The sequence below is a fragment of the Enterobacter soli ATCC BAA-2102 genome (assembly GCF_001654845.1).
GTDB lineage: Bacteria > Pseudomonadota > Gammaproteobacteria > Enterobacterales > Enterobacteriaceae > Enterobacter > Enterobacter soli.
The window spans coordinates 143,813-164,412 of sequence record NZ_LXES01000024.1; the positions used below are offsets into that span (position 1 = coordinate 143,813).

Genomic DNA, 20,600 nt, shown 5'->3' on the forward strand with positions numbered 1-20,600 from the left:
TTTGGGTGTTTAACCCTTTTTCAACCCGCTAATTGGGTTTTGGGCTGTAAAGCCGTATGGAGCCGCGGAGCGGCACTTCATTTGCTTCCAGGGTGGAAACAAGGATATTCAGGAGAAAACGTGCCAAAGATCCGCCAGTTATGTTTGGTCAGTTTATTGCTGACAAGCGGAGTCGCCAGCGCGGCGAATGTCCGTTTGCAGGTTGAGGGGTTATCCGGGGCGCTGGAAAAGAACGTGCGTGCACAGTTGTCTACGATTCAGGGAGACGAAGTGACGCCGGACCGGCGTTTTCGCGCACGTGTTGATGACGCGATCCGCGAAGGGTTAAAAGCGCTCGGCTATTACGAGCCGACCATCGATTTCGATTTACGTCCGCCACCGGCCAAAGGCCGGCAGGTATTGATCGCCCGTGTTTCGCCGGGCGAGCCGGTACTGATTGGCGGCACGGATGTGGTACTGCGCGGTGGTGCGCGTACCGACAGGGATTATCTGGATCTGCTCGGCACACGTCCGAAAATCGGTACGGTGCTGGATCATGGCGATTACGACCATTTCAAAAAAGAACTCACCTCTGTTTCGCTGCGAAAGGGCTATTTCGACAGCCAGTTCAACAAAAGCCAGCTGGGGATCTCACTGGAAAGGCATCAGGCCTTCTGGGATATCGACTTTGACAGCGGCGAACGCTACCGCTTCGGCGATGTGACCTTTGAAGGCTCGCAAATCCGCGAAGAGTATCTGCAAAATCTGATCCCGTTTAAAAAGGGTGATTACTATCAGTCGAGGGATTTGGCGGAGTTAAACCGTCGCTTGTCGGCGACCGGATGGTTTAACTCGGTTGTTGTTGCCCCGGAGTTTGATAAATCCCGCAAGACCAAGGTGTTGCCGCTGCATGGCGTTGTATCGCCGCGCACCGAGAACACCATTGAGACGGGGATAGGCTATTCGACGGACGTGGGCCCCCGGGTGAAATCCACGTGGAAAAAACCGTGGATGAACTCCTACGGCCACAGCCTGACGACCAGCGCCAGTATCTCTTCGCCAGAGCAACAGCTGGACTTCAGCTATAAAATGCCGCTGCTGAAAAATCCGCTGGAACAGTACTATCTGGTGCAGGGTGGTTTTAAACGCACCGATCTGAACGATACCGAATCAGATTCCACCACGCTTGCGCTGTCGCGCTTCTGGGATCTTTCGAGCGGCTGGCAGCGCGCCATTAACCTGCGCTGGAGCCTCGATCACTTTACCCAGGCGAATGTCACGAACACCACCATGCTGCTGTATCCCGGCGTGATGATTAGCCGCACCCGTTCGCGAGGTGGCCTGATGCCAGACTGGGGCGATTCCCAGCGCTACTCCATCGATTACTCCAACACGATGTGGGGCTCTGACGTCGACTTCACGGTGGTGCAGGCGCAAAACGTCTGGATCCGAACCCTCTACGATAAACACCGCTTCGTCATGCGCGGCAATCTTGGCTGGATTGAAACCGGCGATTTCGACAAAGTCCCGCCTGACCTGCGTTTCTTCGCCGGTGGCGATCGCAGTATTCGTGGGTATAAGTACAAATCCATCGCGCCAAAAGATGACAGCGGCAAGCTGATCGGTGCGTCCAAGCTGGCGACAGGCTCACTGGAATACCAGTACAACGTCAGCGGAAAATGGTGGGGCGCTATGTTTGTGGATGGCGGTGAAGCCGTGAGTGATATTCGCCGCAGCGATTTCAAAACCGGCGCGGGCGTGGGCGTGCGCTGGCAGTCTCCTGTTGGGCCAATCAAACTCGATTTTGCCGTGCCTGTGGGTGACAAAGACGAACACGGTTTACAGTTTTATATCGGTCTGGGGCCTGAATTATGAGTTTATGGAAGAAGATAAGCCTCGGGGTGCTGATTTTTATCGTGCTGTTGCTCGGTACCGTGGCGTTCCTGGTGGGGACCACTACCGGCCTGCATCTGCTGTTTAACGCGGCTAACCGCTGGGTTCCGGGGCTGGAGATTGGCCAGGTGACAGGCGGCTGGCGCGATCTGCGTCTGAAGAATATTCGCTATCAACAGCCCGGTGTGGCGGTTAACGCGGGCGAATTCCATCTGGCGGTCAAGCCTGGATGTTTACGCGACAGCAAACTGTGCGTGAACGATCTATCGCTAAAAGATGTGAACGTGGCGATAGATTCGAAAAAAATGCCGAAGTCTGCGCCGGTAGAAGAACAGGATACTGGCCCGCTTAATCTCTCCACGCCTTACCCCATCGCGCTCTACCGGGTGGCGCTGAATAACGTCAATATCAAAATCGACGACACCACCGTGTCCGTGATGGACTTCTCCTCTGGTCTGCGCTGGCAGGAAAAAAATCTCACTCTGACGCCAACCTCACTGCAAGGGCTGTTGATTGCCCTGCCGAAAGTGGCAAAAGTGGCGCAGGAAGAGATTGTTGAACCGAAGATCCAGAACCCGCAGCCAGAAGAAAAACCGCTTGGTGAAACGCTGACGGAACTCTTCGCAAAACCGGTGCTGCCGGAAATGACCGACGTGCACTTGCCGTTGAACCTCAATATTGAAGAGTTCAAAGGCGCACAGCTGCGCCTGACGGGTGACACTGACCTGACGGTCTACAACCTGTTGCTTAAAGTCAGCAGTATCGACGGCAATATGAAGCTCGATGCGATGGATATCGATACGAATCAGGGTTCCGTGAATGCGAGCGGGAATGCGCTGCTGCGTGACAACTGGCCGGTGGATATCACGCTTAACAGCGCGCTGAACATTGATCCGCTCAAAGGCGAGAAGGTGAAGCTGAAAGTGGGCGGGGCGCTGCGCGAGAAACTGGAGTTTGGCGTTAACCTGTCTGGCCCGGTGGATATGGTACTGCGCGGGCAAACGCAGCTGGCAGAAGCGGGTTTACCGCTGAATCTGGAGATTGTCAGCCAGCAGCTTTACTGGCCGTTTACCGGTGAAAAACAGTTCCAGGCCGATGACCTGAAGCTCAAACTCAGCGGCAAAATGACCGATTACACGCTGTCGTTCCGCACTGATGTGAAGGGGCAGGGTGTACCGCCTGCCGGCATAACGCTGGATGCGAAGGGTAACGAACGCCAGATTAATCTCGACAAACTGACCGTCGCGGCGCTGGAAGGAAAAACAGAGCTGACGGCGCTGCTCGACTGGCAGCAGGCGATCAGCTGGCGCGGTGAGCTAAAACTGACGGGCATCAACACCGCCAAAGAAGTGCCGGACTGGCCATCAAAACTTGATGGCCTGATCAAAACCCGTGGCAGCCTGTACGGTGGGACGTGGCAGATGGACGTGCCGGAAATCAAACTCACCGGCAACGTGAAGCAAAACAAAGTCAACGTTGAAGGTTCGGTAAAAGGTAACAGCTACCTGCAATGGGTGATCCCGGGGCTGCATGTGGCGCTGGGGCGCAATACGGCGGACATCAAAGGTGAGCTTGGCGTTAAAGACCTCAATCTGGATGCCACCATCGACGCGCCGAATCTGGATAATGCCCTGCCGGGTCTTGGCGGTACGGCGAAAGGGTTAGTGAAGGTGCGCGGTACGGTGGATGCACCGCAGCTGCTGGCAGATATCACCGCGAATGCCCTGCGCTGGCAGGAACTGACCATTGCCCGCGTCCGTGTGGAAGGGGATGTAAAATCCACCGATCAGATTGGCGGGAATCTGAACCTGCGCGTAGAGCGTATTGCCCAGCCGGATGTGAACATTAATCTGGTAACGCTGGCCGCGAAAGGCAACGAGAAACAGCATGACCTCCAGCTGAACGTGCAGGGTGAGCCGGTTTCCGGGCAGCTGCACCTGACGGGCAGTTTCGACCGCAAGGAAGAGCGCTGGAAGGGAACGCTTGATAATACCCGTTTCAACACGCCGGTTGGCCCTCTGGCGCTGTCACGCTCCATCGCGCTGGATTACCGCAATGCCGAACAAAAAATCAGTATCGGACCGCACTGCTGGACCAACCCGAATGCCGAACTCTGCGTGCCGCAAACCATTGATGCCGGTGCGGAAGGGCGCGCGCAGATAAACCTCAACCGGTTTGATCTGGCGATGCTGAAACCCTTTATGCCGGACACCACCCAGGCGAGCGGTGTCTTTAGCGGTAAAGCGGATGTGGCGTGGGACACCACCAAAGAGGGGCTGCCGCAGGGAAGTGTGACCCTGTCCGGGCGCAACGTGAAGGTGACGCAGGAGGTGAATGACGCACCGCTGCCGGTGGCATTTGATACCCTGAATCTGAGCGCCGACCTGCATAACAACCGTGCAGAGCTGGGGTGGCTTATTCGCCTGACTAACAACGGTCAGTTCGACGGACAAGTGCAGATAACCGATCCGCAAGGGCGACGTAATCTGGGCGGCAACGTCAACATCCGCAACTTCAACCTGGCGATGGCGAATGCAATTTTCTCGCGCGGTGAAAAAGCCGCCGGGATGCTGAATGCCAATCTGCGGCTGGCGGGGACGGCGCAAAGCCCGCAGTTGTTCGGGCAGATGCAGCTGAATGGCGTGGATATCGACGGTAACTTTATGCCGTTTGATATGCAGCCAAGCCAGATTGCGATGAACTTTAACGGCATGAGCTCCACGCTTGCCGGGGTGGTTCGCACCCAGCAAGGGCAAATCAACCTGAGCGGTGATGCCGACTGGAGCCAGCTTGATAACTGGCGTGCGCGCATTGCGGCAAAAGGCAGCAAAGTGCGTATTACCGTACCGCCGATGGTGCGTCTGGACGTGTCACCGGATGTGGTGTTTGAAGCCACGCCGAGCCTCTTTACGCTGGACGGACGCGTAGACGTGCCGTGGGCGCGTATCGTGGTTCACGACGTGCCGGAAAGCGCGGTTGGGGTATCCAGTGATGAAGTGATGCTCGATAAAAACCTGAAGCCGGTGGAACAGAAGAGCGCGGGTATCCCGATCAACAGTAATCTTATCGTGCACGTCGGGAACAACGTGCGCCTCGAGGCGTTTGGGCTGAAGGCGAGACTGACGGGCGACCTGAAAGTGGCTCAGGATAAACAAGGGCTTGGCCTGAACGGGCAGATCAACATTCCTGACGGGCGCTTCCACGCCTACGGTCAGGATCTGATTGTCCGTAAAGGTGAGCTGTTGTTCTCAGGGCCACCCGATCAGCCGCTGCTGAATATCGAAGCCATTCGTAACCCGGATGCCACCGAAAACGACGTGATTGCTGGCGTACGCGTCACGGGCACCGCCGACGAGCCAAAAGCGGAAATCTTCTCCGACCCGGTAATGTCGCAGCAAGAAGCGCTTTCTTATCTGCTGCGTGGACAGGGTCTGGAAAGCGGCCAAAGCGATAGTGCCGCGATGACATCAATGTTAGTGGGTCTGGGGGTTGCACAAAGTGGGCAGGTTGTGGGTAAAATCGGCGAGACGTTCGGCGTTAGCAATCTGGCACTGGACACCCAGGGCGTTGGTGACTCTTCACAGGTGGTGGTCAGCGGCTATGTACTGCCGGGTCTACAGGTAAAATATGGTGTGGGGATCTTTGACTCACTCGCTACACTCACGTTACGCTATCGTCTGATGCCTAAGCTATATCTGGAAGCAGTGTCCGGCGTAGATCAGGCACTGGATTTGCTCTATCAGTTTGAGTTTTAGCAATGCGAATATTTGTTTACGGCAGTTTACGAACTAAGCAAGGTAACAGCCACTGGATGACGAACGCCCAGTTGCTGGGGAATTACAATATCGAGAACTACCAGTTGTACAGTCTGGGCCACTATCCAGGCGCAGTTCCGGGGAACGGAACGGTACAAGGTGAGGTTTATCGTATTGATAATGCCACGCTTGCCGAACTTGATGCCTTGCGCACCAGGGGCGGTGAGTACGCTCGCCAGTTGATCCAGACACCGTACGGAAGCGCGTGGATGTACGTCTACCAGCGTCCGGTTGAAGGGTTAACGCGGATTGAAAGCGGTAACTGGTTAGACAGAGACCAGTACTGATAAACGACAACGCCACCGTGAGGTGGCGTTGTTTTTTGTGCGCGCTTTTAGGCTTCCTGACGTAGTTTGAAGACCTGCACCGTATCCAGAAGCTGTTCGGCCTGGCGATGCATCGCCTGCGCCGCAGCAGAGGATTCTTGCGATAAGGTGGCGTTTTGCTGCGTCGCCGCATCCATATGCGTTACCGCGACATTCACCTGATCAATACCCGTGCTCTGTTCATGACTGGCGTGTGAGATAGCTTCGATAAGCTCACTCACTTTGCTGACGCTATGCAGAATATCAGCCATTGCCTCACCGGCTTGTTTTACCTGCCCGTTACCCTCATCAATGCGGTTAACGGAGCGATCGATAAGCACCCGAATTTCTTTCGCCGCGGCGGCTGAGCGTTGTGCCAGGGCGCGGACTTCAGCTGCAACAACCGCAAACCCACGCCCCTCGGTACCAGCACGCGCTGCCTCTACGGCAGCGTTCAGCGCCAGAATGTTGGTCTGGAAGGCGATGCTGTCGATCATGCCGATAATGTTATTAATTTCGCTGGAGAAATTGTGGATTTCGCTCATGGTCTGTACTGCGCGCTCGACGGCTTCTTCACCCTGGCGGGCAACCTGGCGCGCATTCTGGGCAAGATCGCTTGCGGTGCGTGAGTTTTCCGCATTGCTTTTCACCACCGACGTCAGCTCTTCCATTGACGCGGCAGTTTGTTCCAGCGCGCTGGCCTGTGCCTCGTTACGGGATGAAAGTTCATGGCTACCGCTGGCAATCTGGGCAGACGCGGTGGCGATCGTTTCTGTGCCGCTACGTACCCCAGAGACAATGCGGGTGAGGTTGTCGTTCATCTCTTGCAGGGCGCGCATCAGTTCTGCTGTCTCATCACGGCCTGCTACGGCAAAGTGAGATTGCAAATCCCCTGCGGCGACCGTGCGAGCAATGGTAACCGCCTGCGCCAGCGGGCGGGTAATGCTACGCACCAGCCACCAGGTGACCAGCATTCCGGCAGCCAGGGTGAGCGCCATTGCCAGCATCAGCATCCATTTTGTCTCTTCGTACTTAGCCTGGTTACGCGCGATAGTCTGCTTGTGTAGCTCTTGAGCATGTTGCAGCGTGCGGGTCACCACGTTGTCGATCATTTTGGTGGGTTCACGGTCGATCCCCGTTACCAGTTTGTCGACCTGCTGGGCGCTAGTGGCATCACCAACCTGATAAGTCGTCAGTGCTGCCAGATACTTTTGTTCAAGACCCGCATGGATTTCACGTGTTTCCATCACCTGCTGGTTATCCATGCCAATCTTTGGCAGCAGTTCTCCCAGGTGCGTCAGCAGTGCCTGCGTGTTCTGGCTTTCTGCAATAAACGCACTCTTGTATTTGTTGAACGCCTCTTGTCCCTGAGCACCGCGAATCAGTGTGTTTTTCCACTCCTGAACCTGAATTTTGAATTGAACCTGGGCATTACGCGCAGTATCGATACTGTCGGTTATGGTTTGTTCCATCGCCATTATCTGCTCGTTTTGCGCCCGGCTGTCGCTGTTAATAACCAAACCCCGCAGGCCGATGAACAGCGTAGCAAGCAGCAGAAGCGACGCCAGAAGTCCCAGGCGTTGTCCAATTGTGAGTGTGTTGAGTTTCATGATTTCCCGTTAAGTGAAAAAGCGATCGCGATCACGCAGGGGAGGTATCGACCTGGGAAAGGCAGACTTTAAGGGGGGAAAGTGGAGGTAAGGCAGGCAAAAAGCGCTATCTAATTAATATCGCGAACTAAAATCTCTTTGTGACGTTTTTGTGACAATTTGCAATCGATACAAAAAAGCCCCGACATTGCGGGGCCTTAGCAATCAGCGGTAAGAATTACTTCTTAGCTGCACGCTCGAAGGACGCGATGATTTCTGCTTTTGCAGCTTCAGCGTTGTCCCAGCCGTCAACTTTAACCCACTTGCCTTTTTCGAGGTCTTTGTAGTGCTCGAAGAAGTGAGTGATCTGCGCTTTCAGCAGTTCTGGCAGGTCGTTCACATCTTTAATGTGATCGTACTCTTTGCTCAGTTTGGTGTGCGGTACTGCAACCAGTTTCGCATCTTCACCAGATTCGTCGGTCATTTTCAGCACGCCAACTGGACGGCAGCGGATGACTGAGCCTGGCTCCAGTGGGTATGGCGTTGGGACCAGCACGTCAACCGGGTCACCGTCCAGAGACAGGGTGTGGTTGATGTAGCCATAGTTGCATGGGTAGAACATTGCGGTAGACATGAAACGGTCAACGAACAGTGCGCCGCTCTCTTTGTCCACTTCGTATTTGATAGGATCTGCGTTAGCCGGGATTTCGATAACAACGTAGATGTCTTCTGGCAGTTCTTTACCCGCAGGGACGTTGAGTAAGCTCATGTCTGTATCCTTTAAAATGTATGGTAAACAAGTGGCGAGTATTATAGCCAACTGGCGCTGAATGTCTTCGCTTGTTTTCGCCATCGCCCGCCGTTGTTTGCCATTTTCAGACCGATTCCATGACAGAAAAATCCATAAACTCAGCCGCATTTTTCATGACGGAATGAAAGCGATTACAAACTTGTGATTAACGTTTTATTCACTTTTCCGAAGTGTGATGTAACGCAATCCGTTACATCTCTCATTGTCTATAGTTTTCCCGCAGAACATCTTTTAACCAACAATAACCTACCCTACGAGGACGCACTTATGTGGAAGCGCTTACTTCTTGTCACAGCAGTTTCAGCAGCCATGTCGTCTATGGCGATGGCAGCACCATTAACCGTAGGATTTTCTCAGGTCGGCTCTGAATCTGGCTGGCGTGCGGCAGAAACCAACGTTGCGAAAAGTGAGGCCCAGAAACGTGGCATCACGCTGAAAATCGCCGATGGTCAGCAAAAGCAAGAGAATCAGATCAAAGCCGTTCGTTCCTTTATCGCGCAGGGCGTTGACGCCATCTTCATTGCCCCTGTTGTGGCAACAGGTTGGGAGCCGGTCCTGAAAGAAGCGAAAGACGCGGAGATTCCGGTCTTCCTGCTCGATCGTTCCATCGATGTAAAAGACAAATCTCTCTATATGACCACCGTTACCGCCAACAACATTCTTGAAGGTCAGTTGATCGGTGACTGGCTGGTTAAACAGGTCGACGGCAAGCCGTGTAACGTGGTTGAACTGCAAGGCACAGTGGGTGCGAGCGTGGCAATCGACCGTAAGAAAGGTTTTGCTGAAGCCATCGCTAAAGCGCCAAACATCAAGATTATCCGTTCTCAGTCCGGCGACTTTACCCGCAGTAAGGGGAAAGAAGTGATGGAAAGCTTTATCAAGGCTGAAAACAACGGCAAGAACATCTGCATGGTTTACGCCCATAACGATGACATGGTGATCGGTGCCATCCAGGCCATCAAAGAAGCGGGCCTGAAACCGGGCAAAGATATCCTCACCGGCTCTATCGACGGCGTGCCTGACATCTACAAAGCGATGATGGATGGCGAAGCCAACGCCAGCGTTGAGCTGACGCCAAACATGGCGGGCCCGGCATTTGACGCGCTGGAGAAATTCAAGAAAGACGGCACCATGCCTGAGAAGTTGACCATCACCAAATCCACTCTCTACCTGCCAGATACCGCGAAAGAAGAGTTAGAGAAGAAGAAAAATATGGGCTACTGATGCCTTTTGCCCTCTCTCCTGTGGGGAGAGGGTTAGGGTGAGGGGGAATCATGACAACAGAACAACACCAGGAAATCCTCCGCACAGAAGGATTAAGTAAATTCTTCCCGGGCGTAAAAGCGCTGGATAACGTCGATTTCAGCCTGCGTCGCGGCGAGATCATGGCGTTACTGGGGGAAAACGGCGCAGGAAAATCGACGCTGATTAAAGCCCTGACCGGCGTATACCATGCCGATCGCGGCACCATCTGGCTGGAAGGCAACGCCATTTCGCCAAAAAACACCGCCCATGCCCAACAGTTGGGGATCGGGACGGTCTATCAGGAAGTGAACCTGCTGCCAAATATGTCGGTGGCAGATAACCTGTTTATTGGCCGCGAGCCAAAACGCTTTGGCCTGTTGCGCCGCAAAGAGATGGAAGCGCGGGCGACAAAGCTGATGGAATCTTACGGCTTCTCCCTCGATGTGCGTGAACCGCTGAACCGCTTTTCCGTGGCGATGCAGCAGATTGTCGCTATCTGTCGGGCAATCGATCTCTCGGCGAAAGTATTGATCCTCGATGAGCCCACCGCCAGTCTCGACACCCAGGAAGTTGAAATGCTCTTTACCCTGATGCGCCAGTTGCGCGATCAGGGCGTGAGCCTGATCTTCGTGACCCACTTCCTCGATCAGGTGTATGAGGTGAGCGATCGCATTACGGTGCTACGCAACGGCAGTTTTGTCGGCTGCCGTGAAACCCGCGAGCTCCCGCAGATTGAACTGGTCAAAATGATGCTCGGACGTGAACTGGACACCCACGCGCTACAGCGCGCCGGCCGCACGTTGCTGAGCGATAAACCGGTTGCTGCTTTCAGTGATTTCGGCAAAAAAGGCACGATTTCGCCTTTCAACCTTGAGGTTCGCCCCGGCGAAATTGTCGGCCTGGCGGGATTGTTAGGTTCCGGGCGCACAGAAACCGCCGAAGTGATCTTCGGGATCAAACCGGCCGACAGCGGCACAGCGCTTATCAAAGGCAAACCACAAACACTGCGATCGCCGCATCAGGCATCCTGTCTGGGCGTCGGCTTCTGCCCGGAAGACCGGAAAACGGACGGGATTATTGCCGCGGCATCGGTGCGGGAAAATATCATTCTGGCGTTGCAGGCGCAGCGCGGGTGGTTACGCCCGATCCCGCGCAAGGAACAGAATGCCATTGCCGAGCGCTTTATCCGCCAGCTGGGTATCCGTACTCCGAGTGCGGAACAACCCATTGAATTTCTCTCCGGGGGTAACCAGCAGAAGGTGCTGCTTTCACGCTGGCTGCTGACCAAACCCCAGTTCCTGATCCTCGACGAGCCGACACGCGGTATTGACGTGGGCGCGCACGCCGAAATTATCCGCCTGATTGAAACGCTGTGCGCAGACGGGCTGGCGCTGCTGGTGATTTCGTCTGAACTGGAGGAGCTGGTGGGGTATGCCGATCGCGTCATCATCATGCGCGATCGCAAGCAGGTGGCAGAGATCCCGCTGGATGAACTGTCTGTTCCGGCGATCATGAATGCCATTGCGGCATAAGGAGTTAACCGTGATGCCCCGTTCTCTTTCGCAAACCGGAGAGTCGAAGCGCCGCTTCAACTGGCCAACCGGCACGCCGCAAATCATCGCGCTGTTGCTGGTGCTGGTGGTTGATAGCCTGGTCGCGCCGCACTTCTTCCAGATTATTGTGCAGGATGGCCGCCTGTTTGGCAGCCCGATTGATATTTTAAACCGCGCCGCACCGGTGGCGCTGCTGGCGATTGGTATGACGCTGGTGATTGCCACTGGCGGGATCGACCTGTCCGTTGGTGCGGTGATGGCAATTTCGGGCGCCACGGCCGCCTCCATGACCGTTGCCGGGCACAGCCTGCCCGTGGTGCTGCTGGCCGCGCTGGGCACTGGCATCCTCGCCGGGCTGTGGAACGGCATTCTGGTGGCGGTTCTCAAAATCCAGCCGTTTGTCGCCACCCTGATCTTAATGGTCGCCGGGCGTGGCGTGGCGCAGCTTATCACCTCCGGGCAGATAGTGACCTTTGATTCGCCGAGCCTGGCGTGGATCGGCAGCGGCAAGCTGCTGTTCTTCCCGACGCCGGTCATCATTGCGCTGGTGACATTAGTCGTGTTCTGGCTATTCACCCGTAAAACGGCGCTCGGCATGTTTATTGAAGCGGTGGGGATTAACATTCGGGCGGCGAGAAACGCCGGGGTGAATACCCGGCTGATGGTGATGCTGACCTACGTGCTGAGCGGTGTGTGTGCCGCCATCGCAGGGGTGATTGTCACGGCGGATATCCGTGGGGCGGACGCCAATAACGCCGGGCTGTGGCTGGAGCTGGATGCCATTCTGGCCGTAGTGATTGGCGGCGGCTCGCTGATGGGCGGACGCTTTAACCTGCTGCTGTCGGTGATTGGCGCGCTCATTATTCAGGGGATGAATACCGGCATTTTGCTGTCGGGCTTCCAGCCGGAGCTGAATCAGGTGGTTAAAGCCGTGGTGGTGCTCTGCGTGCTCGTCGTTCAGTCGCCGCGCTTTATCAGTCTCATTAAGGGGATCCGCGGTCATGATAAAACGTAATTTGCCATTAATGATCACGCTGGGCGTGTTCGTGCTGGGCTACCTCTACTGTCTGACGCAGTTCCCGGGTTTTGCCTCTACGCGTGTAATTTGCAACATCCTGACAGATAACGCTTTTTTAGGCATTATCGCCGTGGGGATGACCTTTGTGATCCTCTCCGGTGGGATTGACCTCTCTGTGGGCTCGGTGATCGCCTTTACCGGGGTCTTCCTGGCGAAAGCGATCGGCTTCTGGGGCATTTCACCGTTTTTGGCCTTCCCGCTGGTGCTGATGATGGGTTGTGCGTTTGGTGCCTTTATGGGGCTGCTTATCGACGCGCTGAAAATCCCGGCGTTTATCATCACCCTCGCAGGGATGTTCTTCCTGCGCGGCGTGAGTTATCTGGTGTCAGAAGAGTCGATCCCGATTAACCACCCGGTGTATGACACGCTCTCAAGCCTGGCGTGGAAAATCCCCGGTGGCGGGCGTCTGAGCGCGATGGGCCTGCTGATGCTCGGCGTGGTGGTGATAGGTATCTTCCTCGCCCACCGCACCCGGTTTGGCAATCAGGTGTACGCGATTGGCGGCAGCGCGACGTCGGCAAACCTGATGGGGATCTCGACCCGCAGCACCACTGTTCGTATTTATATGCTCTCTACCGGGCTTGCGACGCTTGCGGGCATTGTATTCTCGATTTATACCCAGGCAGGCTACGCGCTGGCGGGCGTCGGGGTGGAGCTGGATGCGATTGCCTCAGTCGTGATTGGCGGTACGCTGCTTAGCGGGGGCGTCGGCACAGTTCTGGGCACGCTGTTTGGGGTGGCCATTCAGGGGCTCATTCAGACGTATATTAACTTCGACGGCACGCTCAGTTCCTGGTGGACGAAAATCGCCATCGGTATTCTGTTATTCATCTTTATTGCGCTCCAGCGCGGCCTGACGGTGCTGTGGGAGAACCGCCAGAGCTCACCTGTTACCCGTGTAAACACATCGGTAACAGGGCGATAACACACTGAATTTGCTTAAAGTCTAAACATTTTCCGGTAGCGGCCGATACTCTTTTTTTATGCCCAGAAATATCTCGCTACCGGAAATAACATCATGCTTAAAACGCTATCGATTCGTACCGGCTTGCTTTCGTTACTGGCCGTTATGACCCTTCTGCTGCTGATTGTCAGCGGTATTGGCATTTATGCCCTCACACAGAGTTCGACTTCTCTCCAGCGCATCAATCACCTTCAGGGTGAGCAGATGGTGCAGCTTAATTCTGGCTATACGCTGATTTTACGTGCGCGCAATGAGGCCGGTCAGGCTGTTCGCATGATGGAAATCGGGATGCTGGACGATGCGGCAAAATCGGTGAAAACCATTAACCAGGAAGTCGCCCAGGCGCAAAAAACGCTGAAAGGCGTGATTGATGGCGGCGTGGCGGATAAACAGGGGCAGCAGCTTCTGGATAAGGTCGCAGCCAGCCTTGACGCCTACAACCAGCAGGGGATCACCCCGATGCTGAAAGCCCTGAATGAACAGAGCGCCGACAGCTATTACGATCTGCTGGAGAACAAGCTTATCCCGGTGGCGAAGCAGTTTGATAACGACATGCAGGCGTTCCAGGCATGGAGTGAAGCGCGCGGCAAGGCGGAAGTCAGCGCCGTGCAGTCGAGCAAAAACCGGGTTCTGGTCCTGATTATCGTTGCGGCGTTGCTGACGGCAGGCATTATTGTGCTGGCGTGGCTGGCGCTGCGCCATATGCTGCTTAAGCCGCTCACGGCCTCTATTGCCCAGCTTGAAAACGTGGCATCGGGGGATTTAACCCATAACCTGAACGCTTCTGCGAGCCAGGAATTCAACCGCCTGAACGCGGCCATTGAAGAGATGCGCCAGTCGCTGATGGGCTCGGTGCTGCGCGTACGTGACGCCAGTTCGCAGATTGATACCGGCAGCCGCGAGTTAACCGCGGGGAACATGAACCTTGCCCAGCGCACCGAATCTACCGCAACGTCGCTTGAGCAGACCGCCGCCAGCATGGAAGAGATCACCGCCACGGTGAAACAAAATGCCGATAACGCCGAACAGGCGCATCAGATGGCGAAGGCGGTGTCTGATACCGCCGATCATGGCAGCGAAATGGTCTGCTATGTGATTGAGAAAATGCGCGATATCTCAGGCAGTTCAGCCCGAATTGCCGACATCCTGAGCGTTATCGACGGCATTGCGTTCCAGACCAATATCCTGGCGCTGAACGCCTCTGTTGAAGCGGCGCGTGCCGGCGAGCAGGGTCGTGGCTTTGCCGTGGTGGCCGGTGAAGTGCGCAACCTCGCCAGCCGCAGTGCCGACGCAGCGAAAGAGATCCGCACGCTGATCAGCGATTCGCAGACGCATGTGAATGAGGGAAGCGAACTGGCGCAACAGGCGGGCGAAACCATGGATGAGATCGCAACTGAAGTGCTGCGCATGACCAAACTGATGCGCGAGATTGCCAACGCGTCTCAGGAGCAGAGTCGTGGCATTGAGCAAGTTAATATCGCGGTGAATCAGATGGATGAAACCGCACAGCAAAATGCGGCGCTGGTACAGCAATCCTCCGCGGCGACACGCTCTCTGGAAGAGCAGTCGCGCGAACTGATGGAAGCGATGTCATCATTCAAACTGACGACTCAGCCTGCTGCATAATAATATCCCGCCCTGGTGCATTCTGTGCCAGGGTTTTATTTGATGAATTTATCTCAGCAATATTATCATGAATATCACCCATTAATATTTCCAGTGAGCTGGTTAAGGCTAATGCTTTTTCGGTAGGTTCCAGATATAAGCCTTTACGGAAAAATAATGGCTCGTTAAAGAGTTGATTAAAGCGCTTCAATGCCAGGCTCACTGCTGGGCGAGACATATCAAGGCGTACAGACGCTTTTGCCATGCTGCCGCAACGAACAACTTCAATAAAAACAGGAATAAGATTTAAATCAATGCCGGTATTGGCACGAGAAAAGTTTTTCATCTTTATTTTGCTCCAGGAAATATTTGTCAAACTGTTATGGAAATAATGCAGGAGCAGCGCTGAATATTAAAGCGTCATTTTTATATTCATTTATACGGTAAAATATATAAATGAGAAGGGGAGCCGGATCGGCTCCCCTGGAGAGAGGTGTTACGCGTCGGGGAACTCGCGGATGAAGCGTTCTACGTCTTCCACCATGTGGTTGTTGCCGACGAAGAACGAACGGCGCTGGTGCAGGCTTTCTGGCACGATATCCAGAATACGCTCTTTACCATCGCTGGCTTTGCCGCCGGCTTGTTCAGCCAGGAACGCCATCGGGTTGCATTCGTACAGCAGACGCAACTTCCCGTCCGGGTGGCTGGCGGTGCTTGGGTAGAGATAAATCCCGCCTTTCAGCAGGTTGCGGTGGAAGTCCGCCACCAGTGAGCCGATATAACGAGAGGTATACGGGCGCTGGGTATTTTTATCTTCTTCCTGGCAGAATTTGATGTACTTCTTCACGCCATTCGGGAATTTGATGTAGTTGCCTTCGTTGATGGAGTACGTGTTGCCTTTCTCCGGGAAGCGCATACGCTCCTGGCACAGACAGAACACACCCAGTGAAGGATCGTAAGTAAAGGCATGAACACCGCAACCAGTGGTGTACACCAGCATGGTGGATGAACCGTAGACAACATAGCCCGCCGCCACCTGGTTGCTGCCTGGTTGCAGGAAGTCTTCTTCGGTCACCGGCGTGCCAACAGGCGTGACACGGCGATAAATGGAGAAAATAGTGCCGACAGAAACGTTAACGTCGATGTTGGAGGAGCCGTCCAGCGGATCCATCAGTACAACGTATTTTGCGTGTTCACACCCTTCGAAAACGACAATTTCATCTTCTTCTTCAGAGGCGATACCCGCAACGATGTCGCGCGCGCGCAGTGCAGCTTTCAGTTTTTCATTCGCGAACAGGTCGAGTTTCTGCTGAACCTCGCCCTGCACGTTTTCGGCACCGCTGGCACCCAGGATATCGACCAGACCGGCCTTGTTGATATCACGGTGGATGATCTTAGCGCCAAGCTTTATCGCCGACAGCAAAGCAGTGAGTTCACCCGTAGCATGAGAAAACTCGTGCTGCTTTTCGACAATAAATTCACCTAACGTTTTCATAACACTTTCCCTGCATCTTATGTGAGTAGAGCGATCGTATGTTCACTAAAACGACTAAAGCCCAACAATCTTAACAAACATTCAAATATTAGCGCAGAGGTGAATCGCGCCAGCAAAATACGGATTTACCTGAAATGCGTTTCACACCCGCTGACATGTGAGTAAAATGTGCGCCACATTGAAGAAGGATAGTGACGTATGCGCATTCATATATTGGGGATTTGTGGCACTTTTATGGGCGGGCTGGCAATGCTGGCGCGCTCGCTGGGCCATGAAGTAACAGGTTCGGACGCCAATGTGTATCCGCCGATGAGCACGCTTCTGGAGAATCAGGGCATTGACCTTATTCAGGGTTATGATGCCAGCCAGTTAGACCCGCAGCCGGATCTGGTCATCATTGGCAATGCCATGACCCGTGGCAATCCGTGTGTTGAAGCGGTGCTGGAACGCAATATTCCATACATGTCTGGCCCGCAGTGGCTGCACGATTTCGTGCTGCGCGATCGCTGGGTTGTGGCCGTTGCGGGTACGCACGGTAAAACCACGACCGCCGGGATGGCGACCTGGATCCTCGAAGCCTGTGGTTACAAGCCAGGTTTTGTGATCGGCGGCGTGCCGGGCAACTTTGACGTCTCTGCGCGTCTGGGTGAAAGCCCGTTCTTTGTGATCGAAGCCGACGAGTACGACTGCGCGTTCTTCGATAAACGTTCCAAGTTCGTGCACTACTGCCCGCGCACGCTGATCCTCAATAACCTTGAGTTCGATCACGCAGACATTTTTGACGACCTGAAAGCCATCCAGAAACAGTTCCACCATCTGGTGCGTATCGTCCCGGGCCAGGGCCGTATCATCCTGCCGGAAAACGACATTAACCTGAAACAGACGATGGCGATGGGCTGCTGGAGCGAGCAGGAGCTGGTGGGCGAGCAAGGCCACTGGCAGGCGAAAAAACTCAATGCCGATGCCTCTGAGTGGGAAGTGCTGCTCGACGGCGAAAAAGTGGCTGAGGTGAAGTGGGGCCTGGTGGGCGAACACAACATGCACAACGGCCTGATGGCGATTGCTGCGGCACGTCATGTGGGCGTAGTGCCTGCGGACGCGGCCAATGCGCTGGGGTCATTCGTGAATGCCCGCCGTCGCCTGGAGCTGCGCGGTGAAGCCCACGGCGTAACGGTGTATGACGATTTTGCACACCACCCAACGGCTATTCTGGCAACGCTTGCTGCCCTGCGCGGTAAAGTTGGCGGAACGGCACGTATCCTGGCCGTGCTGGAGCCTCGTTCAAACACCATGAAGATGGGCGTCTGTAAAGACGATCTGGCGCCGTCTTTAGGGCGTGCGGACGAAGTGTTCCTGCTGCAACCTCAGCATATTCCATGGCAGGTGGCGGAAGTTGCTGAAGCTTGCGTACAGCCCGCACACTGGAGTGCGGATGTGGATACCCTGGCAGATATGGTGGTGAAAACCGCCCAGCCTGGCGATCACATCCTGGTGATGAGCAACGGCGGATTTGGCGGCATCCATCAGAAACTGCTGGATGGCCTGGCGAAAAAGTCTAAAGCCGCAGCCGCAGAGTAAAAAAAAGCCCGGTGGCGCTAGCGCTTACCGGGCCTTCATTCTTTTCTCCCTCGCCCCACAGGGGAGAGGGCCGGGGTGAGGGGAACAGACGATTCGATATTACTCGTCGTTCTCTGACAGCTCGCGCAGATACTGGAAAATCAGGCGCGCAGACTTCGGCGGCTTATTCCCTTCTTTCTCTTTCTTCGCATTGCGGATCAAAGAACGCAGCTGCTGGCGGTCGGCGTCTGGCCACAGATTCAAGACTTCCGGTACCGCGTCATCGCCCTGTTCAATCAGACGGTCGCGGATCTGCTCAAGCTTATGGAAAAACGCAACCTGCTGGTTGTGGCGGTTCTTAAGCTTGTCCAGAGCCTGGCGAATCGGTTCAACGTCGCGCTGACGCAACATTTTTCCGATAAGCTGAAGCTGGCGGCGACGGCCTTCTTTTTTGATTTTCTGTGCCAGTTCAATGGCATCACGCAGATCCTGGTCGAGCGGGATCTTATCCAGCGCGTTTTTACCCAGTTCTACCATTTCCGCGCCAAGCTGTTTTAACTCTTCGGCGTCGCGTTTAATTTCACTTTTACTGACCCAGATGATCTCATCATCTTCGTCTTCGATGTCATCACCGGGAACGTCGTCGAGCCAGTCTTCGGGCTGCTTAGTCATGTCAGGCTCCTTAAAAAAAGAGGCTAATGTTACCAGTTAAGACGCGCACTGAAAAACGGTTCTCTGATAGACTTCACTTAACTCTCTCTTACAGTATGGCATTTGCGATGAAAGTAACCTCACAAGTTGAAGCGCAGCGTAAGATTCTGGAAGAAGCAGTCTCCACAGCGCTGGCGCTGGCTTCAGGTAAATCAGATGGCGCCGAAGTGGCGGTAAGCAAAACCACCGGCATTAGCGTAAGTACCCGCTATGGCGAAGTGGAAAATGTTGAATTTAACAGCGATGGCGCACTGGGGATCACGGTTTATCACCAGAATCGCAAAGGTAGCGCGTCATCGACCGACCTCAGCCCGGATGCCATTGCCCGTACGGTGCAGGCCGCGCTGGACATTGCGCGCTATACCTCACCCGATCCTTACGCAGGCGTAGCGGATAAAGAGCTGCTGGCGTTCGACGCACCGGATCTGGATCTTTTCCACCCGGCGGAAGTTACCCCGGATGAGGCCATCGAACTGGCGGCGCGTGCAGAACAGGCGTCTCTGCAAGCGGATAAACGCATCACCAATACCGAAGGCGGCAGCTTTAACAGCCACTACGGCATCAAAGTTTTCGGCAACAGCCACGGCATGTTGCAGGGCTATTGCTCAACCCGCCATTCGCTTTCGAGCTGCGTGATTGCCGAAGAGAATGGCGATATGGAGCGTGATTACGCCTACACCATTGGCCGTGCGCTGGGCGATTTGCAGTCTCCGGAGTGGGTCGGTAAAGAGTGCGCCGAGCGCACGCTGTCACGCCTGTCGCCGCGTAAACTCTCCACCATGAAAGCGCCGGTTATTTTTGCCAACGAAGTGGCTACCGGTCTGTTTGGTCACCTGGTGGGGGCGATTGCGGGCGGTTCAGTTTACCGTAAGTCCACGTTCCTGCTGGATTCACTCGGCAAACAGATCCTGCCGGAATGGCTGACCATTGAAGAGCACCCGCATCTGCTGAAAGGGCTGGCCTCCACGCCGTTCGACAGCGAAGGTGTGCGCACTGAGCGTCGCGATATCATCAAAGATGGCGTGCTGACCCAGTGGCTGCTGACCAACTACTCTGCGCGCAAGCTGGGGCTGAAAAGCACCGGTCACGCGGGCGGTATCCACAACTGGCGTATTGCCGGCCAAGGCCTGAACTTTGAGCAGATGCTGAAAGAGATGGGCACCGGTCTGGTGGTCACCGAGCTGATGGGGCAGGGCGTGAGCGGCATCACCGGAGATTACTCTCGCGGTGCAGCAGGCTTCTGGGTTGAAAACGGTGAAATTCAGTATCCGGTGAGCGAAATTACCATCGCCGGCAACCTGAAGGATATGTGGCGCAATATCGTTACGGTCGGTAACGATATTGAAACACGTAGCAATATACAGTGTGGTTCAGTTCTTCTGCCTGAAATGAAAATTGCCGGACAATAGATTTGGCGTTTTGTTAATTATAAAAAAGGAAGTGAGCAATGCGTAAACACCTGTTAGCGATCGTCGCGGCTTCAACGCTGGTTCTTGGTTCGACTGCGTTTGCTGCCGATCTTGAAGACAATATGGACACCCTCAGCGCCAATCTGAAAGTGGTGCAAAAAACCGATAATGCGTCTGAAATGAAAGATGCATTAACCAAAATGCGTGAAGCGGCTCTGGACGCGCAGAAAGCAACGCCACCAAAGCTGGAAAGCAAAGCGGCAGACAGCGCGGAAATGAAAGATTACCGCCACGGTTTTGACATCCTGGTCGGCCAGATTGACGGTGCACTGAAGCTGGCGAATGAAGGTAAAGTGAAAGAGGCGCAGGCCGCGGCTGAGCAGTTCGTGACCACCCGCAACACCTATCACAAAAAATATCGTTAACAGATTCAGCATCTGACACAACAGAAGGCGAGGGCGTAATGCTCTCGCTTTTTTTATGCATCGTAATAAGTAAACCCTATCGCTGTCACATTTCTGCGACTCCCCCTCCAGATGTTTTCGTTTTCTGCCCTGCCGTTTTGTCGAAGGATTGCGTGATATTCATCAC

General features: G+C 54.8%; 16 protein-coding genes. 11 read left to right on the forward strand and 5 right to left on the reverse strand.

Annotated elements, in window-relative coordinates:
* Positions 1-120 precede the first annotated feature (120 nt).
* The 3 genes from tamA to M987_RS08120 are packed head-to-tail and all read left to right on the forward strand — an operon-like array spanning position 121 to position 5,974.
* Positions 121-1,854, forward strand: a complete 1,734-nt coding sequence (gene tamA / locus M987_RS08110; protein ID WP_014068655.1) for an autotransporter assembly complex protein TamA — start codon at positions 121-123, stop codon at positions 1,852-1,854.
* Positions 1,851-5,627, forward strand: a complete 3,777-nt coding sequence (gene tamB / locus M987_RS08115; protein WP_014068656.1) for an autotransporter assembly complex protein TamB — start codon at positions 1,851-1,853, stop codon at positions 5,625-5,627. The genes tamA and tamB overlap by 4 nt, the downstream gene beginning before the upstream one ends.
* Positions 5,628-5,629: 2 nt before the next feature.
* Complete coding sequence (locus M987_RS08120; RefSeq protein ID WP_014068657.1) at positions 5,630-5,974, forward strand: gamma-glutamylcyclotransferase family protein; 345 nt, start codon at positions 5,630-5,632, stop codon at positions 5,972-5,974.
* A gap of 47 nt (positions 5,975-6,021) precedes the next feature.
* Here M987_RS08120 and M987_RS08125 read toward each other — a convergent pair whose 3' ends face one another.
* Together M987_RS08125 and ppa are read right to left on the reverse strand one after the other, a co-directional pair.
* Positions 6,022-7,602: a methyl-accepting chemotaxis protein gene (locus M987_RS08125; RefSeq protein WP_014068658.1), complete on the reverse strand. Its 1,581-nt coding sequence runs from the start codon at positions 7,600-7,602 to the stop codon at positions 6,022-6,024.
* A 217-nt stretch (positions 7,603-7,819) separates the two neighbouring features.
* Positions 7,820-8,350 (reverse strand): inorganic diphosphatase, encoded by a 531-nt coding sequence (gene ppa / locus M987_RS08130; protein WP_010427397.1) that lies wholly within the window; start codon positions 8,348-8,350, stop codon positions 7,820-7,822.
* A gap of 309 nt (positions 8,351-8,659) precedes the next feature.
* On the opposite strand from ppa, the gene ytfQ reads away from it, so the two are divergent.
* From ytfQ to M987_RS08155, 5 genes are all read left to right on the forward strand, one after another.
* Positions 8,660-9,616: a galactofuranose ABC transporter substrate-binding protein YtfQ gene (gene ytfQ / locus M987_RS08135; RefSeq protein WP_014068659.1), complete on the forward strand. Its 957-nt coding sequence runs from the start codon at positions 8,660-8,662 to the stop codon at positions 9,614-9,616.
* Positions 9,617-9,666: 50 nt separating this feature from the next.
* Positions 9,667-11,169: a galactofuranose ABC transporter, ATP-binding protein YtfR gene (ytfR, locus tag M987_RS08140; RefSeq protein ID WP_014068660.1), complete on the forward strand. Its 1,503-nt coding sequence runs from the start codon at positions 9,667-9,669 to the stop codon at positions 11,167-11,169.
* 10 nt (positions 11,170-11,179) lie between these two features.
* On the forward strand, positions 11,180-12,205 hold the full coding sequence (gene ytfT / locus M987_RS08145; protein WP_162271220.1) for a galactofuranose ABC transporter, ATP-binding protein YtfT: 1,026 nt from the start codon (positions 11,180-11,182) through the stop codon (positions 12,203-12,205).
* Entirely contained in the window at positions 12,192-13,193 is a 1,002-nt protein-coding gene (yjfF, locus tag M987_RS08150; protein ID WP_014068662.1) for a galactofuranose ABC transporter, permease protein YjfF, read from the forward strand. Before ytfT ends, yjfF begins: the two co-directional genes overlap by 14 nt.
* 93 nt (positions 13,194-13,286) lie before the next feature.
* The gene (locus M987_RS08155; protein ID WP_014068663.1) at positions 13,287-14,858 is read left to right on the forward strand and encodes a methyl-accepting chemotaxis protein; all 1,572 of its coding nucleotides are present in this window, start codon (positions 13,287-13,289) and stop codon (positions 14,856-14,858) included.
* On the opposite strand, the gene M987_RS08160 is transcribed toward M987_RS08155, so the two are convergent.
* Together M987_RS08160 and fbp are read right to left on the reverse strand one after the other, a co-directional pair.
* Positions 14,830-15,183 (reverse strand): helix-turn-helix domain-containing protein, encoded by a 354-nt coding sequence (locus M987_RS08160; protein WP_014068664.1) that lies wholly within the window; start codon positions 15,181-15,183, stop codon positions 14,830-14,832. The two genes, M987_RS08155 and M987_RS08160, sit on opposite strands and share 29 nt — an antisense overlap.
* 150 nt (positions 15,184-15,333) lie before the next feature.
* Positions 15,334-16,332, reverse strand: coding sequence for a class 1 fructose-bisphosphatase (gene fbp / locus M987_RS08165; protein ID WP_014068665.1), 999 nt, complete (start codon positions 16,330-16,332; stop codon positions 15,334-15,336).
* A 198-nt stretch (positions 16,333-16,530) separates the two neighbouring features.
* On the opposite strand from fbp, the gene mpl reads away from it, so the two are divergent.
* Entirely contained in the window at positions 16,531-17,910 is a 1,380-nt protein-coding gene (mpl, locus tag M987_RS08170; RefSeq protein ID WP_014068666.1) for a UDP-N-acetylmuramate:L-alanyl-gamma-D-glutamyl-meso-diaminopimelate ligase, read from the forward strand.
* A 99-nt stretch (positions 17,911-18,009) separates the two neighbouring features.
* Here the strand turns inward: mpl and yjgA are convergent, their stop codons facing one another.
* The gene (gene yjgA, locus M987_RS08175; RefSeq protein WP_014068667.1) at positions 18,010-18,561 is read right to left on the reverse strand and encodes a ribosome biogenesis factor YjgA; all 552 of its coding nucleotides are present in this window, start codon (positions 18,559-18,561) and stop codon (positions 18,010-18,012) included.
* A gap of 95 nt (positions 18,562-18,656) precedes the next feature.
* Between yjgA and pmbA the strand changes: the two genes are divergently transcribed.
* Positions 18,657-20,009: a metalloprotease PmbA gene (gene pmbA, locus M987_RS08180; RefSeq protein WP_014068668.1), complete on the forward strand. Its 1,353-nt coding sequence runs from the start codon at positions 18,657-18,659 to the stop codon at positions 20,007-20,009.
* Between the two features lie 38 nt (positions 20,010-20,047).
* Positions 20,048-20,434: a cytochrome b562 gene (cybC, locus tag M987_RS08185; protein ID WP_014068669.1), complete on the forward strand. Its 387-nt coding sequence runs from the start codon at positions 20,048-20,050 to the stop codon at positions 20,432-20,434.
* Positions 20,435-20,600: the final 166 nt, after the last annotated feature.

Bases quoted from the DNA above. Each gene is read 5' to 3' on its own strand.
- yjgA (WP_014068667.1), bottom strand. From the start codon at position 18,561: ATGACTAAGCAGCCCGAAGACTGGCTCGACGACGTTCCCGGTGATGAC.
- M987_RS08125 (WP_014068658.1), bottom strand. From the start codon at position 7,602: ATGAAACTCAACACACTCACAATTGGACAACGCCTGGGACTTCTGGCG.
- tamB (WP_014068656.1), top strand. From the start codon at position 1,851: ATGAGTTTATGGAAGAAGATAAGCCTCGGGGTGCTGATTTTTATCGTG.
- M987_RS08120 (WP_014068657.1), top strand. From the start codon at position 5,630: ATGCGAATATTTGTTTACGGCAGTTTACGAACTAAGCAAGGTAACAGC.
- cybC (WP_014068669.1), top strand. From the start codon at position 20,048: ATGCGTAAACACCTGTTAGCGATCGTCGCGGCTTCAACGCTGGTTCTT.
- yjfF (WP_014068662.1), top strand. From the start codon at position 12,192: ATGATAAAACGTAATTTGCCATTAATGATCACGCTGGGCGTGTTCGTG.
- M987_RS08160 (WP_014068664.1), bottom strand. From the start codon at position 15,183: ATGAAAAACTTTTCTCGTGCCAATACCGGCATTGATTTAAATCTTATT.
- fbp (WP_014068665.1), bottom strand. From the start codon at position 16,332: ATGAAAACGTTAGGTGAATTTATTGTCGAAAAGCAGCACGAGTTTTCT.
- pmbA (WP_014068668.1), top strand. From the start codon at position 18,657: ATGGCATTTGCGATGAAAGTAACCTCACAAGTTGAAGCGCAGCGTAAG.
- ytfQ (WP_014068659.1), top strand. From the start codon at position 8,660: ATGTGGAAGCGCTTACTTCTTGTCACAGCAGTTTCAGCAGCCATGTCG.
- ytfR (WP_014068660.1), top strand. From the start codon at position 9,667: ATGACAACAGAACAACACCAGGAAATCCTCCGCACAGAAGGATTAAGT.
- mpl (WP_014068666.1), top strand. From the start codon at position 16,531: ATGCGCATTCATATATTGGGGATTTGTGGCACTTTTATGGGCGGGCTG.
- M987_RS08155 (WP_014068663.1), top strand. From the start codon at position 13,287: ATGCTTAAAACGCTATCGATTCGTACCGGCTTGCTTTCGTTACTGGCC.
- ppa (WP_010427397.1), bottom strand. From the start codon at position 8,350: ATGAGCTTACTCAACGTCCCTGCGGGTAAAGAACTGCCAGAAGACATC.